Source organism: Glycomyces sp. L485, assembly GCF_022548875.1.
Lineage (GTDB): Bacteria > Actinomycetota > Actinomycetes > Mycobacteriales > Micromonosporaceae > Glycomyces.
In genome coordinates, this window is sequence record NZ_JAKZEW010000061.1 from 1 (window position 1) to 17,538 (window position 17,538).

Annotated in this window: 10 protein-coding genes; 6 read left to right on the forward strand and 4 right to left on the reverse strand. The window is 69.5% G+C overall.

The genetic code is table 11. The features are described from left to right. Positions 1-58: 58 nt before the first annotated feature. Positions 59-1,453, reverse strand: a complete 1,395-nt coding sequence (gene xylB / locus L0U85_RS19120) for a xylulokinase (protein WP_241379359.1) — start codon at positions 1,451-1,453, stop codon at positions 59-61. Beyond that, positions 1,453-3,747, reverse strand: coding sequence for a TIM-barrel domain-containing protein (locus L0U85_RS19125; RefSeq protein ID WP_241379360.1), 2,295 nt, complete (start codon positions 3,745-3,747; stop codon positions 1,453-1,455). The genes xylB and L0U85_RS19125 overlap by 1 nt, the downstream gene beginning before the upstream one ends. Positions 3,748-3,955: 208 nt before the next feature. Here L0U85_RS19125 and L0U85_RS19130 point away from each other — a divergent pair, with 208 nt between their 5' ends. After that, a complete protein-coding gene (locus L0U85_RS19130) occupies positions 3,956-4,426 on the forward strand; it encodes a DNA starvation/stationary phase protection protein (protein ID WP_241379361.1) in 471 nt (156 codons plus the stop codon). 32 nt (positions 4,427-4,458) lie between these two features. On the opposite strand, the gene L0U85_RS19135 is transcribed toward L0U85_RS19130, so the two are convergent. Then, on the reverse strand, positions 4,459-5,853 hold the full coding sequence (locus tag L0U85_RS19135) for an endo-1,4-beta-xylanase (RefSeq protein WP_241379362.1): 1,395 nt from the start codon (positions 5,851-5,853) through the stop codon (positions 4,459-4,461). A gap of 206 nt (positions 5,854-6,059) precedes the next feature. Beyond that, positions 6,060-8,876: a leucine--tRNA ligase gene (gene leuS / locus L0U85_RS19140; protein ID WP_277606066.1), complete on the reverse strand. Its 2,817-nt coding sequence runs from the start codon at positions 8,874-8,876 to the stop codon at positions 6,060-6,062. 374 nt (positions 8,877-9,250) lie between these two features. Here leuS and L0U85_RS19145 point away from each other — a divergent pair, with 374 nt between their 5' ends. From L0U85_RS19145 to L0U85_RS19165, 5 genes are all read left to right on the forward strand, one after another. Then, on the forward strand, positions 9,251-10,207 hold the full coding sequence (locus tag L0U85_RS19145; protein WP_277606069.1) for a MoxR family ATPase: 957 nt from the start codon (positions 9,251-9,253) through the stop codon (positions 10,205-10,207). A gap of 2 nt (positions 10,208-10,209) precedes the next feature. Then, positions 10,210-11,460, forward strand: a complete 1,251-nt coding sequence (locus tag L0U85_RS21480) for a DUF58 domain-containing protein (protein ID WP_241379364.1) — start codon at positions 10,210-10,212, stop codon at positions 11,458-11,460. After that, positions 11,457-13,778: a DUF3488 and transglutaminase-like domain-containing protein gene (locus tag L0U85_RS19155; protein WP_241379365.1), complete on the forward strand. Its 2,322-nt coding sequence runs from the start codon at positions 11,457-11,459 to the stop codon at positions 13,776-13,778. The genes L0U85_RS21480 and L0U85_RS19155 overlap by 4 nt, the downstream gene beginning before the upstream one ends. Before the next feature lie 10 nt (positions 13,779-13,788). Continuing rightward, on the forward strand, positions 13,789-15,492 hold the full coding sequence (locus L0U85_RS19160; protein WP_241379366.1) for a DEDD exonuclease domain-containing protein: 1,704 nt from the start codon (positions 13,789-13,791) through the stop codon (positions 15,490-15,492). A gap of 90 nt (positions 15,493-15,582) precedes the next feature. Further along, the gene (locus L0U85_RS19165; RefSeq protein WP_241379367.1) at positions 15,583-17,316 is read left to right on the forward strand and encodes an HD domain-containing protein; all 1,734 of its coding nucleotides are present in this window, start codon (positions 15,583-15,585) and stop codon (positions 17,314-17,316) included. Positions 17,317-17,538: the final 222 nt, after the last annotated feature.

Here is a 17,538-nt window from a genome sequence, read left to right on the forward strand (position 1 = left end):
GAGAACCGGTCCTGGGGCGTCGGCGAGTACTTGTCGCTCATAATGCTCAGTCCTTTGCTTACTGGTGGGACGCCCAGGAGGACGTTTCGTTCCTGAGGGTCGAATACCGCTCGGACACGGCAGTCGCGGCCGGGCCGGTGAACCTCGCCGTGTCGCCTGCGTTCCACTGCGGCGGGGTCGCCGCGCCGGACAGCGCCCAGGCGGCCTGCCTGGCCGCGCCGAGGGCAACGTACTCGGCCGACTGGGGTACCTCGACGTCGACGCCGAACACCGCCGGCGCGATCCGCCGGACGGCCTCCGAGGCGGAGGCGCCTCCGATGAGGAGCACGCGCCGGGCCTCCATGCCCTGGGCCTCCACCGCGGCGATACCGTCGGCCAGGGCCGAGAGCATGCCTTCGACGGCGGCGCGGGCCAGATCAGCGCGCGTCGCACCGGTGGTCAGACCGCTCATGACCCCGGTGGCGTTGGGCCGGTTCGGGGTCCGCTCACCATCGAGGTAAGGCAGGAGCGTCAGCCCGCCGGCTCCCGGTTCGGCCGACAGCGCGAGCTCGTCGAACGCGGCGTGGTCGACCCCGAGCAGTCCGCGGAATGTGTCGAGGACCCGGGCGGCGTTGAGGGTGGTCACCAGCGGCAGGAACCTGCCGGTGGCGTCGGCGAATCCGGCGACCAGCCCCGACGGGTCGGCCGCGCGGGTCTCCGAGACGCCGAAGACCGTGCCCGAGGTGCCCAGCGAGACAGCGACGTCACCGGTGGCCAGGCCGAGGCCGAGCGCGGCCCCGGCGTTGTCGCCGGTGCCGGGAGCGACGGCCGCTCCGCTCGGGGTGCGACCGACGATCTCGTTCGGCGCGGCCACGCGCGGCAGGGCCGCCTCGCGGCCGAGCGCCCGGCTCACCTTGTTCGTCAGGTACTCCCCCGTGACCGGCGACCAGTAGCCGGTGCCGGACGCGTCTGAGCGGTCGGTGGTCGCCTCGGCGGCCCTCGCACCGCGCAGCTTCATGGTCAGCCAGTCGTGCGGGAGCATGACCGACTCGACGCGCGCGGCGTTCTCGGGCTCGTGCTCGGCGAGCCAGGCCAGTTTGGTGACGGTGAACGACGCCACCGGGACCAGGCTCGTCTCCTCGGCCCAGGCTTCGGGCCCGCCCCCTTCGGCGGTGAGCCGCTCGGCCTGGGGCGCCGACCGGGTGTCGTTCCACAGCAGAGCCGGCCGGACGACCTGGTCGCCCTCGTCGAGGGCGACCATCCCGTGCTGCTGGCCGGAGACTGCGACCGCCTCAGCGCGGTCGAGGATGCCCTTCCCGGCCTGCTGGAGGGCGTCCCACCAGTGGTCGGGGTGGCATTCGGTGCCATCGGGGTGAGGGGCCTTGCCCGAGTCGACGATCTCGCCGGTCTCGGCCTCTACCAACAGGACTTTCGTTGACTGCGTGGAGGAGTCAATTCCCGCGACTAGGGTCATCAGCGCTCCAGTGCTACCTTCTCGGGCTTGCCGGCGACATCGATGATCTCCACCCTACTGATGTCGGCCGGGCCGCTCGCGATAAGGGTTACGGACATTTCGGAAACTTCCACCGAAACTTCCGTGTCGCCGTCGACGTCGGAGAGGGTGACGCCGCGGTCCGGCTCGCCCCAGACTTCGAGGGTGATCGCCTCGAACGGTTCGTCGCCGATGCGGTCGCCGGGCGCGACACGCGGGATGATCGCGCCGTAGCGGACGAAGATCGGGAACGTCTCCAGGCCGTGTTTCGTGGCGATGTAGCGGCCACCGGTGACGACCTCCTTGGTCCAGTAGTCGATCCACCGGCCCTCGGGAAGGTAGACCTTGCGCTCGCCGGACGGGTCGTTGACCGGGGCGACGAGGAGGTCCTTGCCGAAGCGGTACTCCTGGTCGGCGTTCCATGCGACCGGGTCGCCCGGGTCGTCGACGTTCAGCGCGCGCAGCATCGGCTCCCCGGTGCGCGAGGAGTGGACCGCGGCCGAGTAGATGTACGGCATCAGGGAGTAGCGCAGCTTGAGCGAGTCGGCCGCGAGCCGCTCGGCCTCCGCGGAGAACTCCCACAGCTCGCGGGTGGTGGTGCCGTGGTAGCGCAGCAGCGGCGACAGCGCGCCGAACTGGGCCCAGCGAATGTACAGGTCGTCGGTGGGCGTGCCGTTGAAGCCGCCGGTGTCATGCGACCAGAACGGCATGCCGGACAGGCCGTGGCTGGCGCCGCCGCGGATGGTGCCGCCGAGTCCGGCCCAGGTGGTCTGGACGTCGCCGGACCACTGGGCGGGGTGGCGCTGGCCGCCGAGGAAGGACGAGCGGGCCCATACGAAGTCGTACCCGTGGATCTCACGGGTGACCTCGCACACGGCGTCGTTGTACAGCAGGGTGTAGACGTTGTGCAGTTCGGTGCCGCTCATGCCGTTGAATGCGACGGCGTCGGCCGGGACGCCCTCGGCGAAGTCGGTCTTGTAGAGCGCCGCTCCGGCCCGGAGCGGTCCGCGCAGCAGCTCCTTCCACCACGCGACGGCGTCGGGGTTGGTGAAGTCGACGATGCCGCTGGCCTCGTGCGAACCGTGCCAGACGTCGGCGACGTAGGTCTCGCCGTCGGCGTTCCGGAGGAAGTAGCCCTTCTCGTCGCCCTCGGCGAAGACCGGGGACTTGTGCGAGATGTAGGAGTTCATCCACAGGCAGACCTTGAAGCCCTGCTCGGCCAGGTCCGAGAGCATCTTCTCGGGCTCGGGGAAGTTCGCCGGGTCCCACTGCATGTCGGACCAGTGCGGCTCGTGCTGCCAGAACGTGTCGAGGTGGAGCACGTCGCAGGGGATGCCCCGCTCGCGGATCTTCTCGGCCCGGTCCATGACCCGCTCGTGGCTGTCGACGAAGAAGCCCGAGGAGATCCATGTGCCGAAGGCCCACTTGGGGGGCAGCACCGGGCGGGACGTGAGGCCGTCGAAGCGGTCGAGGATCTCGACCGGGGTGGGGCCGCCGATGACGAAGTACTCGAGGACGTCGTCGGGGACGAGGATCTCGACGGCCGCGTGCGTCTGCTGGGCCATGTCGAACTCGACCGGCGCGCCTGAGTTGACCAGGATGCCGTAGCCGCGGTCGGACATGTAGACCGGGACGTTCTTGTAGGCGCGGATCGACTCCGATCCGAAGGCGTCGAAGTTCCACATGAGCGGGCGCTGGCCGCGGGCGTTCAACGGCGCGAAGCGCTCGCCGAAACCGGCGAAGGCCTCGTCGGGGGCGGCGGTGAAGGACTCGTGATAGGCGGCGGGCTCGCCGTCGACCAGGGAGCGGCCGAACGGGAGGGTGCGCAGGCGCCCCGAGATGTCGACCTCGCCGGGGTTCTGGCCCACGAGGGTCTTGCCGTCGGCGTCGGTGTAGCGCAGCGACCACTCCCCGAGGGTGGCGACAGCGCGCACGGAGCCGGCGTCGACGACGAGGGTGTCGCCGTCGACGGTCACCTCGGCGCCGCCGAAGGAGCCGGGGTGGACCAGGTCGATGATCTTGGACGCGGCGGGCTTCGCCGCCGGGTCGGCGGACAGGCGCGTGCGGATGACGCCCTCGCCGGCGACGCTGAGTCCGACGTACAGCTCCTCGCCGGCGGAGGTGGTGGCCTTCAAGGTGACCGACGAAGCGCCCCTTTCGGCGACTTCGGCGGCCTTGACGGCCGAGAGGCCCTGCTCACCGGTCGCGCGCTGGGGCAGCTCCGGCGGGTCGGCGACGAAGAACTCGCGTGCGACCAGCGGTGGGCGGTAAGGCATGGTGACTCCTGCCGTTCAGGTGTTCTAACTTGTACTGCGCCTCGCGCCGCCCTGGGACGGGGCCAGGTGCGCGACGCTTTTAGTTTATCGACTAATCCAACAAACTGCATCAGGGGGCTTTGCCTTACTTCCCGCCCGCACGGGCACCAGCCCATTACCCTGACCTGAGACACTGGGAGAAAACGAGAGTTCCTTGCGAGGTGCCGAGATGTCGACCGTCCGCTCCAGCCTTTCCGATGAGAACCGCGACATCGCGGCCGTAGCGCTCCAGGGTTCGCTGGTGGATCTCATCGACCTGTCGCTCACCGGCAAGCAGGCGCATTGGAACGTCTACGGCAGGAACTTCAGGTCGCTGCACCTCCAGCTCGACGAGATCGTCGTCTCGGCGCGGAACGCCGCCGACACCGTGGCCGAGCGGGCCATCGCCATCGGCGTGAGCGCAGACGGCCGCGCCGCGACCGTGGCCGCGAACTCCTCGGTCCCCAAGATCCCCTCCGGTCAAATAGCCGACACCGAGGCGATCGCCCTCTTCATCGAGGCCTACACCTCGATCATCAGCAATATGCGCGAACGCATCGACGCCGTCGAATCGGCCGACCCGGTCACCCAGGACCTGCTCATCGGCATCACCGCCGAACTCGAGAAGCAGTCCTGGATGTTCCAGGCCGAACTGGGCTGAGACCGGGGCGCGCGCCCCGGTCTCGATCCGTTCTACAACGCGGTGCAGGTCACCGCCGGCTCGGCGGACGAGCCGGAGCCGACGAACCCGAAGGCCTCCCGTGTCTGACCGGAGGCGACGGTGCCGTTCCAACCGACGTCGGAAGCGGTCACCGACGATCCCGTCTGGGCGATGTCAACGTTCCAGGAGCTGCTGATGCTCTGCCCGTCCGGCCAGGTCCAGTCGAGCGTCCAGCCGTTCACACCGCCGTCGCCGGCGGTGACGGAGACGTTCGCCTGCCAGCCCGAGCCCCAGTCGTTGACCACCTCGATCGCGGCCGAGCAGCCGGCGCCGGTAGGCGGCGGGCTGGTGGTCGGAGCGCCCGTGGTGGGGTCGCCCTCGCCGCCGCCGAGGGCCTCCAGGACGGCGGTGTGAGCCGGTTTGGGGCTGCCGTCGTCGTTGAACAGCAGCGGCGCGCCCTGGCCGTCGAACACGTCGGGCACCCAGGAGTCGCCGTCCCTCAGGCCCCACACGGTCACGCCTGAGCAGTCCGCGATGCCCTTGCAGATGTCGACGACCCGTTCGAAGTCCTGGGCCTGCCGCTGAAGCTCGTTCGAGTCGGCCGGCATGTCGATCCGGATGTCGAGCTCGGTGACGCGCACCTTGAGGCCGAGGTCGGCGAAGCGCTGGAGGTTGGCCTCCATGTCGCCCGGGACCTGGCCGAGGATCAGGTGGGCCTGGAAGCCCATGCCGTCGAGCAGTCCCTGTTCGACCAGGCCCTGCGCGAGCTGGTAGTACCGGTCGGACTTGGCGTTGATGCCGTCGATCGAATAGTCGTTCATGTACAGGTCGGCTTCAGAGTCGGCCTGCCGGGCGTACTGGAACGCCTGCGCGATGTATCCCTCACCGAGGCCCTGGAGCCAGAACGAGTCGCGCAGCTGACCGTTGTCGTCGCCGACGACCTCGTTGACCACGTCCCAGGCGAATATGTCGCCCTCCCAGTGGTTCATCGTCGTGGTGATGTGGTCCTGCATGGCCTGGCGGAGCGCGTCGCCCGACAGGTTCCGGACCCAGCCGGGGGCCTGGCTGTGCCAGACGAGCGTGTGGCCGTACACGGACTGGTCGTTCTGCTGGGCGAAGTCCACCAGCGTGTCGCCGGGTCCGAAGTTGAACTGGCCCTGGCTGGGCTGGACCGTGTCCATTTTCATGACGTTCTCGGCCGTTACCGAGTTGAACTCGGTCGCGACGAGGTTGCGGTAGGTCGAGTCGTTCTGGAGCTTGCCCACGTCGACGGCGACGCCGATGTCCTTGCCGATCGCCGTGGCGGCGGCCCGGAGAGTGGATTGGGCGTGGGCGAACTGGCTCGACAGCAGGAAACCGGCCGAGGCCATGACGACGGTGACGAATCCGGCGATCCATGCTCGACGGCGGGTGCGAGTCTGCAACACGATTGCTCCTCAAGCTTCTGCCGCGCGTGAGGGGACGAGGCGGTGGTCAAGACAGGAGCGGAGCGCTCCCAAATATGGCCACAGCCTATTAGATACATCGATGGCTGTCAATAATGAGCCTGAGGACGCCGGGGACGGACGAAATCGAGGGCGCGGACCCGACGGCCCGCGCCCTGATTCCTATAGGATATATCCTATAGGGTCTGTCATTTGGCGACGATCGAGACCATGCGGCCCGGCACCACGATGACCTTCTTGACGTCCTTGCCGGCCAGGGCCGCCGCGACCTTCTCCACCGCCAGCGCCGCCTCGCGCACGGCCTCCTCGCTCGCGTCGGCACTCACCTCGATGCGCCCGCGCACCTTCCCGTTGACCTGCACCGGGTACGTCGCGGTCTCCTCGACCAGGTACCGGTCCTCGGCGACCGGGAAGTCGACGTAGGCGATGCCGTCGGTGTGGCCCAGTCGCTCCCACAGCTCCTCGGCGATGTGCGGGGCGACCGGGGCGACCATCAGCACCAGGGCCTCGGCGACGCTCCGCGGCACCTCGTCCAGGCCGGTCACGTGGTTGTTCAGCGTGATCAGCTTCGCGACAGCGGTGTTCATGCGCAGGTGGTCGTAGTCCTCGCGGACTCCGGCGATGGCCTTGTGCAGTTCTTTCAACGTACCGGCCGCGGGCTCGGACTCGGAGACGGTGACTTCGCCGGTCTCCTCGTCGATGATGTTGCGCCACAGGCGCTGCAGGAAGCGCTGTGAGCCGACGATCGCGCGGGTCTCCCAGGGCTTGGAGTCGGCCAGCGGCCCCATCGACATCTCGTAGACGCGGAAGGTGTCGGCCCCGTACTCGGCGCAGATGCCGTCGGGGGTGACGACGTTCTTCAGCGACTTTCCGATCTTGCCGTACTCGCGGTTGACCTTCTCCCCCTGGTAGAAGAAGGCTCCGTCGCGCTCCTCGACCTCTTCTGCCGGGACGTAGACGCCCCGGTCGTCGCTGTAGGCCCAGGCCTGGATGTAGCCCTGGTTGAACAGGCGGCGGAAGGGCTCGCGGCTGGAGACGTGCCCCAGGTCGAACAGGACCTTCTGCCAGAACCGGGCGTACAGCAGGTGCAGCACCGCGTGTTCGACGCCGCCGATGTACAGGTCGACGCCGCCGACGTCGTCGCCGTCGCGCGGGCCCATCCAGTAGGAATCGTTGGCGCCCTCGGAGATGCGCTCGGAGGACTTGGGATCGGTGTAGCGCAGCTCATACCACGAGGAGCCTGCCCAGTTGGGCATGGTGTTGACCTCGCGGCGGTAGGTCTTGGGCCCGTCTCCCAGGTCCAGTTCGACCTCGACCCAGTCCTTGGCGCGGCCCAGCGGCGGCTCGGGCGCGGTGTCGGCGTCGTCGGGGTCGAAGGTCTTGGGCGAGAAGTCCTCCATCTCGGGCAGCTCGACGGGCAGCTGGTCCTCGGGCAGCGCGACCGGCAGGCCGGTCTCGTCGTAGACGACGGGGAACGGCTCGCCCCAGTAGCGCTGGCGGCTGAACAGCCAGTCGCGCAGGCGGAAGGTCGTGGCGCCCTCGCCGCGGTGGTGTTCGACCAGCCATTCGGTGATGCGCTGCTTGGCTTCTGGGACGGCCAGGCCGTCCAGGAAGTCGGAGTTCACGCATGTGCCGGTGACGTTGTCCGTGTAGGCGGCCTCGCCGTCCCACTCCGCTTCGCCGGCGACGACCTGGCGGATCGGGATGTCGAAGGCCCTGGCGAAGGCGAAGTCGCGCTCGTCGTGGGCGGGGACGGCCATGATCGCGCCGGTGCCGTAGCCGGCCAGGACGTAGTCGGCGATGAACACCGGGACGCTCTCGCCGTTGACCGGGTTGGTGGCGTAGCCGCCGGTGAACACTCCGGTCTTGACCTTGGCGTCGGCCTGGCGCTCGACGTCGGTCTTGGCGGCGGCCTCGGCGCGGTAGGCGGTGACCGCGGCGGCCGGGGTGTCGTGGCCGCCGGTCCACGCCTCGGGGATGCCGGAGGGCCAGGTCTCGGCTGTCAGCGCGTCGACCAGTTCGTGTTCGGGGGCCAGGACCATGTAGGTGGCTCCGAACAGGGTGTCGGGACGGGTGGTGAACACGCGGATGTCGCCGGTGTAGGTCGCGAAGTCGACATAGGCGCCGGTGGACTTGCCGATCCAGTTGCGCTGCATGGATTTCAGCGAGTCGGTCCAGTCCAGGTCGTCCAGGTCGCGCAGCAGGCGGTCGGCGTAGGCGGTGATGCGCAGCATCCACTGCTTCAGGGTGCGGGTGTAGACCGGGAAGTTGCCGCGTTCGCTTCGGCCCTCGGAGGTGACCTCCTCATTCGACAGCACGGTGCCCAGGCCGGGGCACCAGTTGACGGGCGCTTCGGTGACGTAGGCCAGGCGGCGTCCGTCGATGATGCGGCGGCGCTCGACGTCGCTCAGTTCGGACCAGGGGCGGCCGTCGGGCGTGGGCTTCTCCCCCGACTCGAAGTCGGCGATCAGCTGCTCGATCGGGCGCGCGGCGTCGGCCTCCTCGTCGTAGTACGAGTTGAAGATCTGCAGGAAGATCCACTGGGTCCACTTGAAGAAGTCGGGGTCTGTGGTGGCGAACTCCCGGCGGGTGTCGTAGCCCATGCCCAGGACGCGCAGCTGTTCCTTGTAGCGGGCGATGTTCTCAGCGGTGATCTCGGCGGGTTGGCGGCCGGTCGCGATCGCGTACTGCTCGGTGGGCAGGCCGAACGCGTCGAAGCCCATCGGGTGCAGCACGTTGTAGCCGGCCATGCGCAGGTAGCGGGAGTACACGTCCGTCGCGATGTAACCCAGCGGGTGCCCCACGTGCAGGCCCTCCCCCGACGGGTAGGGGAACATGTCCATGACGTACTGCTTCGGCGCGCCGGCGCGGGGGTGGTCGGGCTCGGCGAGGGCACCGGCGGGGTTCGGGGCGCGGAAGGTCTGCTCGGCCGCCCAGCGGTCCTGCCAGCGCGGCTCGATCTCGTTGGCCAGCCGGGCGTCGTATCGGTACGTTGGTTCGCTCATGGGTCATCCTGTGGATCGGTGCTTCTCGGGATTCGATCGGCGTTGTGAGGGTGCAGAACCTCAGACAGCAAAAAACCCCTGCACAGCTGGGCCAATTTACAGCTCGTAAACTCGCCGGGACAGGGGCGCCGTGCCGGTTCTGTACCCGCACGGCTACGTAAGAAGAAGCTCGAAACGCCGAGACATGTGACCAGTGTAGCGGATCGGCTCGCAGGTCGCACCGGCCGTTCGGTGTGGCGCGGGCTTTCACGACGGCCGAGTACGATTGCGGACAAGCGACTATAGGGCGCGAACAATCCCACCTCACAGACTTTCCGGGAGGACCATTGGCGTTCGAGTCATCCCCAGCACAGCAGGAGCGGAATCCGGCGTCGTTGAGCCCGCAGGAGTTCAAGGCCACCGCGGAAGCGATCCTGACCAATGTCGAGTGGGTGATCGAGGGCAAGTCCCAGACGATCCGCCTGGCGCTGGCGGTGATGCTCGCGGAGGGTCATCTGTTGCTGGAGGACGTGCCGGGGGTTGGCAAGACCCAGTTGGCCAAGTCTTTGGCCCGCTCGGTCGACTGCTCGGTGCGCCGGATCCAGTTCACCCCGGACCTGCTGCCGTCGGACGTCACCGGCGTCAGCATCTTCGACCCCGAGAAGCGCGACTTCGTGTTCAAGCCGGGCGCGATCTTCGGGAACCTCATCCTCGGCGACGAGATCAACCGGGCGAGCCCGAAGACGCAGGCGGCGCTGCTGGAGTGCATGGAGGAGCGTCAGGTCACCATCGACGGCAGCACCTACAAGCTGCGCAGCCCGTTCATGGTCATCGCGACGCAGAACCCGGTCGAGATGGAGGGGACCTATCCGCTGCCTGAGGCGCAGCGCGACCGGTTCACCGCCCGGCTGGCGATCGGCTACCCGGATGTGAACGCCGAGTTGGCGATGCTGGACCACCGCGGCGAGTTCAATCCGCTGGAGTCGCTTAAGCCGGTGTGCAGCGGCGAGACGATCGTGCGGATGATCGCCACGGCCCGCGCGGTCCACGTGGCTCCCGAGCTGAAGCGCTACGCGGTCGACCTGGTGGCGGCGACGCGTTCGAACGCGCAGCTGCGCCTCGGCGCGAGCCCGCGCGCGACCTTGCAGCTGCTGCGGTGCGCCCAGGTGCTGGCGGCGATGGACGGGCGCGATTTCGCTCTGCCGGACGACGTGCAGCAGCTGGCGGTGCCGATCTTGGCGCACCGGCTCATTCCGACCACCGAGACCTCCATGGGCGGCAACGACTCCGTTTCGATCGTGACCGACATCCTGCGGCATGTGCCGGTGGTGTCGCAGCCGGGGAGGTTCTAGCGGTGGAGCTCACCGGGCGCGGCAAGACGCTGCTGGCGGTGAGCGTCGCGGTCGGTCTCACCGCGCTGCTGGTGGGAGAGGGCGACCTGCTGCGCGCCGCGCTGCTGGCCGCGATCGCGCCGCTCGGCGGCCTCGTGCTGCTCCAGTGGACCCGTCCTGAGCTGGAGTCGAATCGGGTGCTCAATCCCGCGCAGGTCGAGGCGGGTCAGCAAACGCAGGTGCGCCTGGGCATCCAGAACATCGGCCGGCGGCGTCCGCCGGCGCTGATGCTGGAGGACCGCATCCCCTACCGGCTGGGCAATCGGCCCCGCCTGGTGCTGGAGCGGCTCGCGCCGGGGGCGCGGAGTGTCGTGAACTACACGATCGCGCCCGGCTCGCGGGGCGCGTATGAGCTTGGGCCGCTGACGGTGCGCTGCTCGGATCCGTTCGGTCTGGCGGTGTCGCATCAGGAGTTCCCGATGACGACGCCGCTGATCGTGACGCCGCGGATCGAGCCGCTTTCGTCGCTGCGGCTGCCGGGCGGGGCGGGCCTGTCGTCGGGCGAGTCGCAGGCGCAGGCCGTGGCGATCACCGGCAATGACGACATCGCGGTGCGCGAGTACCGCCACGGCGACGACCTGCGGCGCGTCCATTGGAAGGCCAGCGCGCACCGCGGAGAGCTGATGGTGCGCCGCGAGGAGCAGCCGTGGGAGAACTCGGCGGCGGTCCTGCTGGACGTGAGGCGGGGCGCGCACCGCGGCGAGGGCGATCTGTCGAGTTTCGAGTGGATGGTGCACGCGGCGGCCTCGGCGACGGCGCGGCTGGCGCGCGACGGCATGGCCCCGCGCCTGGTGACCACGAACGCCGAGTTCGAGTGCCGACGAGGCGATTTCAGCCAGGCGCTGCGATACCTGGCGACGGTGGCGCCGACGTCGAGCGCGCCGCTGCCGGGCATGGTGGAGAAGACGAAGCGGCACCGGTCGGTGTCGGCGATCGTGGCCATGCTGGGGCACCTGACGCCCGAGGAGGCCGCGTTGCTGGGGCCACTGGCCAGGCGCGGGGGCCACTGCACGGCGTTCGTGCTGGATCCGACGCGGTGGGCACGCCATGAGGGTCGTTCGCAGGATCCGAGGGAGCGTGCATTCGCCGAGCAGCACCGGGCGGCCGCGGCCGCCTTGGGCGGCGCCGGGTGGCAGGTCGTGCCGGTGGTCTCGGGGATCGAGCTGCGGCGCGAGTGGATGCGACTGGGCATGTGGAGGGGAGCCGCGGCATGAGCGGGCAGCGACACGCGACGGTGGTGGCGGCGGCGAGCCTGTGCCTGACGTTGACGCCGCTGGCGGGGATCTTCCAGGGCCTGGGGTGGACGATCCCGGTGCTGCTGACGGTCACGGTCGTGGCGACCGCCGGGTCCCTGATGCGCTCGGCCGGGCGCGGGCAGGGTCTGCAGACGCTCGCGATGGTCGCGGCGCTGCTGATCCTCATGACGGCGCTGTTCAACGGCGGCACCGCGATCGCGTTCCTGATCCCCACCCCTGACACGCTCGGGCACTGGTTGTCGGTCATGGGCGTGGGCATCAACGACATCATCGTGATGGCCCCGCCGGTCGAGGCGAGCGGCGGGATCCTGTTCCTGACGATGATGGGTGTGGGGATGGTCGCGATCCTGCACGACATGTTCATCGTCGGGCTGCGCACCCCGGCGCTGTCGGGTCTGACGCTGCTGACGATGTACCTGGTGCCGGTGTCGGTCGCCCCCGAGGCGACGGCCTGGTTCTGGTTCGTCCTCCCCGCCGTGGCGTACCTGTGGGTCCTCGCCGACGACAATCTGCGGCGAGTCTCGGGCTTCGGGCACCGCTTCACCGGGCACGGCCAGCTGGTCGGGCCGCGGTTCCCGTCGCCGCTGGCGGCCACCGCGCGCACCACCGGCGCGGTGTTCGTGGCCGTCACGCTGATCCTCCTGGCGGTCATCCCGACGAACACCTCGGGCCTGGTCGACCAGGTCGCGCGAGGTTACGGCGACGGTCCGGGCCAGGGCGACGGGGAGTTCGGCGACGTCGACCCCTGGGCGCAGCTGGAGGGCTCGCTCAAGCGGTCCGACCCGGTCGACCTGCTGCGCGTCGAGACCGACGACCCTTCGCCGCGGTACCTGCGCATGCACGTCGCCGACGTGCTCACGAACGACGGCTTCGGCCCCGCCGAGTACGACGACCTCGATCCGCTGGGCGCGCTGACCTTCAGCGGCGGCACCGTCTTCGAGGCGACGGTGGAGAACCTCCGGATGGGCACAGCGGTGCTGCCGGTCTACGGGCGCCCCACCGAGGTCGACCTGGACGACGGCTGGGGCGTCGACCCGGCGACCGGCGTCATCGTCGGCGACGGCGACGGCCTGGCCGACGTCGACGGGTACAGCTTCAGCTACACCGATCCGGACTGGGACGCGAACGTGCTGGACGAGGCCGGGGAGATGGACCCCGGCGACCCGCGTTACGACCGCAACACCGCGCACCCGGACGTTCCGGAGCTGACCGCGAGGGTCGAGGACATCCTCGCCGGCGCCGACACCACCCACGAGAAGACCCTCGCGATCATGGACTTCCTCTCCCCGGCGAACGACTTCGTCTATTCCCTGGACACCGCTGACGCGGGCCACGACGAGGCCATCCTCAACTTCCTCGACACCCGGCAGGGCTACTGCCAGCAGTACGCCGCCGCATTGGCCTGGATGCTGCGGGAGGCCGACGTGCCGGCCCGCGTCATCATCGGCCTCTCCCAGGGCCGCAGGTCAGACGACATCTGGACGCTCACCAGCGACGACTACCACGCCTGGGTCGAGGTCTACTTCGAAGGCCCCGGCTGGGTCGCCTTCGACCCGACCCCCGCCAGCGGCGTGCCGAACTCGGTGTCGCTCCCGTGGGCGGCCGAGCCGAGCGACGAGCCGACCGATGGCGCCCCGACCTCCGCACCCGCCGATCCGGGTGCGACGGCGGAACCGGACGACGCGCCGACCCTCGCCGACGAACTCCAATCCGAGGACGAGCAGGCCGCCGAGGGCGGCGCGATCGGCGACGAGCCCGTCGGCTCCAGCCCGGCGTGGCTGGCCCTGCTGGTGCTGCTCGCGGTGCCGCTCCTCCCGGCGCTGTGGCGTTCGGGGCTGCGGCGTTCCCGGCTGGGCGCGAAGCGGCTCAGCGCCCAGTCCGCCTGGGACGAGACCGTGGACCTGTCGGCCGACTACGGTGTGGCGCTGAACGATTCGCTCACGCCGAGGCAGGCCGCGGCCGCGCTCGCCACGGCCGCGCCAGGCGCCAAGGAACCCGCCGACGCGCTCGCCTCGGCGGTGGAGTTCGACCGCTACTCGAGCAGGGACGCCGACACGACGAGGCTGCCCGCGGCGGTTGCCGACCTGCGGGTGTCCCTGGAGAGGTCCGTCCATCCGAAGCAGCGGATCCGGGCGCGGTTGTGGCCGGCGTCCCTGGCGGCGACGCTCACGGAGCGGCGCGGGCGCGCGAACCGGCTTGCCGCGCTGCGGTCGAGGATGCGGGGGCCGCGACGTTCGAATGCCCGCCGCGACCAGGCTGTCACAGGCCGCCCGTAATCTGTTCGGCGTGTATGAGAGCGGAGCGAGCACCGGCTACGAGCAGCCGTCACTGCTGAGTCTGGGCACCCCGCTGTCCGAGGTGACGTTCTGCGTGGTCGACCTGGAGACCACCGGACTGGCCGCCGACGCGTGCGGGATCACCGAGATCGGCGCGGTGAAGGTCAAGGGCGGCAAGGTCATCGGCGAGTTCTCCACATTGGTCAATCCGGGAGAGCCGATAGATCCGCGCGTGACGCGCCTGACCGGCATCACCGACGACATGGTCGCCGAGGCACCGGGGATCGAGGCGGTGCTGCCGTCGTTCCTCGAATTCGCCGCCGGGGCCACGCTGGTGGCGCACAACGCCGGGTTCGACGTGGGGTTCCTGCGGCACGCCTGCGAACTGTGCGACACGCGCTGGCCGCGGCCGCCGATCGTCGACACGGTCGTCCTCGCCCGGCGCCTCACCGAGAAGAGCGAGGTGCCCAACCGGCGCCTCGGCACGCTCGCGCGGCTCTTCGGATCGCCCGTGACGCCGAATCACCGGGCGCTGGACGACGCCCGCGCGACGGTGGCCGTCCTCCACGGGCTCATCGAGCGGGCCACGGGCCACGGCGTCGTCACCGACACCGACCTGGCCGAGTTCTGCCGCGCCATCCCCTCCGAGCTCCAGCGGCGCAAGCGCCACCTGGCCGACGGGCTGCCGCACGTGCCCGGCGTGTACATCTTCCGCGACGCCGACGACCGCGCCCTGTACATCGGCGTCTCCGTGGATGTGGCCGCGCGCGTTCGCAGCTACTTCTCGGCCGGAGAACAGCGCCGACGCCTGCGCGACATGATCGCCTCCGCCGAACGCGTCGAGATCATCGAGTGCGCCCACCGGCTCGAAGCGGGCGTGGCCGAGCTGCGGCTCATAAGCGGCGGCAAACCGCCCTACAACCGGGCCGGCAAGAACCTCGAATTCCGCAGCTGGGTACGACTCACCCGCGAACCGTATCCGCGTCTGACCGTCTCGCGGAAACCGCCCGAGCTGGGCGAGCCGCGGCTCGGGCCGGCCTCGGGCTCGCAGGCGCAGGCCGCCATCGCGGCCATCGAGGAGGCCCTGCCGATCCGCCAGTGCCGCACCAGGCTCTCCACCGAACGCACCTCCTCCTCGTGCTTTCTCGGAGAGATCGGCCGCTGCCCGGAGCCGTGCCGCCACGAGGTCGGCGTCGAGGAGTACGCCCAGATCGCCGCCGACACCGCGAGGGCCATGGACGGCGACCCGACGCAGGTGGCCGAGGCCGTAACCGAGCGCCTCGCTGAGCTCTCGGAGGGCGAGCGGTTCGAGACCGCCGCCGCCAAACGCGACGAACTCGGCGCGTTCCTCTCACTGGCCGCCTCCACGCAGCGCCTCAGAGGCCTCGTGAGCGCCGGGGAGATCGTCGCCGCCGGCCGGGCCAAGGGCGGCGGCTGGGAGATCGCCCTGATCCGCCACGGGCTGCTCGCCGGCGCCGTGCGCACACCGCCGCGCGTCGACCCCATGCCGCACATCAAGCGGCTGGAGGAGACCGCCCGCACGGTCGAGCCGGTCGACGACGTCGTCGACGCCGCCCACGCCGCCGAGGCGCGGCTGCTGCTCCAATGGCTGGCGAAACCCGAGGTGCGCCTCGTGTCGGTCTCGGCCGCATGGTCGTGCCCGCTCGACGGCGCCGAGCGGTGGACAGGCGCGGTCCCGACCGGATCGGCATAACTGCTGAAATCCGACAGTGCCCAGTGTCGATTCTCACGACGATTCGTTGTACATCTAGAATGCGATCAACCTTGGGCATCGGAGGCTTTCATGTTGCGCGCATTGCTTTCGGCTACTCGGTCTGCGAAACAGGACGACCCGTGGGACCTCGCGGGCCGCGTGACGCAGCTCGAGTCGGCCCACCGCGCGCACTGCGAGCAACCCGACCTCCTACTGGTCAGGCGCGCCTACCGCATAGCCGAGCAGATGCACCGGGGCCAGGCCCGCAAGTCCGGTGAGCCCTACATCACCCACCCCATCGAGGTCTCCACGATCCTCGCCGAACTCGGCGTCGACACCGCGACCATCGCCGCCGGGCTCCTCCACGACACCGTCGAGGACACCAGCTACTCCCTCGAATCACTCCGCTCGGACTTCGGCGACGAGATCGCCGTCATGGTCGACGGTGTCACCAAGCTCGACAAGATCCACCTCGGTTCCGCCGCCGAGGCCGAGACATTCCGCAAACTCGTCCTCACCGCCGGGCGGGACATCCGCGTCATGGTCATCAAGCTGGCCGACCGGCTCCACAACATGCGGACCATCAAGTTCAAGAAGCGCCCCTCGCAGATCCGCATCGCCGAAGCCACCAAGGACGTCCTCATCCCCCTGGCCGACCGCCTCGGCCTCTACATCATCAAGCGCGAACTCGAGGACATCGTCCTGGAGACACTGGAGCCCGAAGTGTTCCAGCACATCAAGGAGCACATCGGCTCGGACACCGACCGCCAGCGGCAGGTCGCCGAGATCGTCCCGCAGGTGCGGCGGGCGCTGCGCGGCTACAAGGTCGCCGCCAAACTCCTCGACCGGCCCCGCCACCCGTACTCGGTCTACCGGGAGATGCAGAAGCACCCCGGCACCGGGCCCTCCGACCCGCCGCGACTGGTCGTCGTCGTCGACGGTCCCGACACCGAGTGCTACGCGGCGCTCGGCGCGATCCACCAGTTGTGGAAGCCAATCGGAGGCAAGTTCCGCGACCTCATCGCCGCCAAGAAGTTCAACCTCTACCAGTCGCTCCACACCGCCGTGAACGGCCCGGACGGCGTCCCGATCGAATTCCTCATCCGCACCAAGGAGATGCACCAGACCGCAGAGATCGGCATCATCGCGGGCCTGACCGCGCGGGACTCGAACCCGGACGAGGTGCAGCTGCCGTGGCTGCGGCGGCTCCTCGACTGGCAGAACGAGATCGCCGATTCCGGGCAGTTCCTCGACTCGCTCCGCTGCGACCTCGCCGACCAGGACATCCTGGTGTTCACCGGCGACGGCGAGCAGGTCATGGTCCCGCGCGCCTCCACTCCGATCGACGTCGCCTACTGCGCCGGGCCCGCCAAAGGACACCGGCTCATCGCCGCCTACGTCAACGGCGAGATCGCACCGCTGTCGCAGCCGCTGCGCGACGGCGACTCTGTCGAACTGGTCCTCACCAACGAGCAGCCCTACGGGCCCTCGAAGCAGTGGCTGGACTACGTCAAGACGCCCGAGGCGCAGCTGTACGTCACCGACTGGTTCGATTCGCGCGACAGCGAAGACCTCGAGAGCACCGGCGAGCTCCCGATCATCCCGATGCAGCGCTTCGAGGACGAGCTGAAGGCCGGCAAGAACCGGCTGTGGCGCTCCCTGATCGCCCGTGGGCGGGGACTGGCCGGAGACCAGCCTCTGCACGGAGTGGCGTCCTCGCTCGGCTTCCCGGACCTCGACTCGCTCTACTTGGCGCTGGCCCGCGAGAAGCTCGACCCCGACGAACTGGCCGACAAGCTCATCACCACCGTCGATAGGTTCTGAGCCAGGCGACGGCAGGGAAGGCTGTCCCTTGGGGTGGGTCTTCGGGCCGTAGGTCCACTCGAGTCGAGCTTCGATCGGGCAGCGACAAAGAGGTGGAGGACTGTTCGGGGTGCGTTGCGGTGGCCGGGTGCGCGCCGGGTGGGGCTGGCTTGGCGGGTGAGTTTTCCTCGTGTTGTGTTGTGCGGCAGGCGATCCAGGTCCCGAACATGAGGGGTTTCTCCC

Bases quoted from the DNA above. Each gene is read 5' to 3' on its own strand.
- L0U85_RS19125 (WP_241379360.1), bottom strand. From the start codon at position 3,747: ATGCCTTACCGCCCACCGCTGGTCGCACGCGAGTTCTTCGTCGCCGAC.
- L0U85_RS19155 (WP_241379365.1), top strand. From the start codon at position 11,457: ATGAGCGGGCAGCGACACGCGACGGTGGTGGCGGCGGCGAGCCTGTGC.
- L0U85_RS19165 (WP_241379367.1), top strand. From the start codon at position 15,583: ATGTTGCGCGCATTGCTTTCGGCTACTCGGTCTGCGAAACAGGACGAC.
- leuS (WP_277606066.1), bottom strand. From the start codon at position 8,876: ATGAGCGAACCAACGTACCGATACGACGCCCGGCTGGCCAACGAGATC.
- xylB (WP_241379359.1), bottom strand. From the start codon at position 1,453: ATGACCCTAGTCGCGGGAATTGACTCCTCCACGCAGTCAACGAAAGTC.
- L0U85_RS19130 (WP_241379361.1), top strand. From the start codon at position 3,956: ATGTCGACCGTCCGCTCCAGCCTTTCCGATGAGAACCGCGACATCGCG.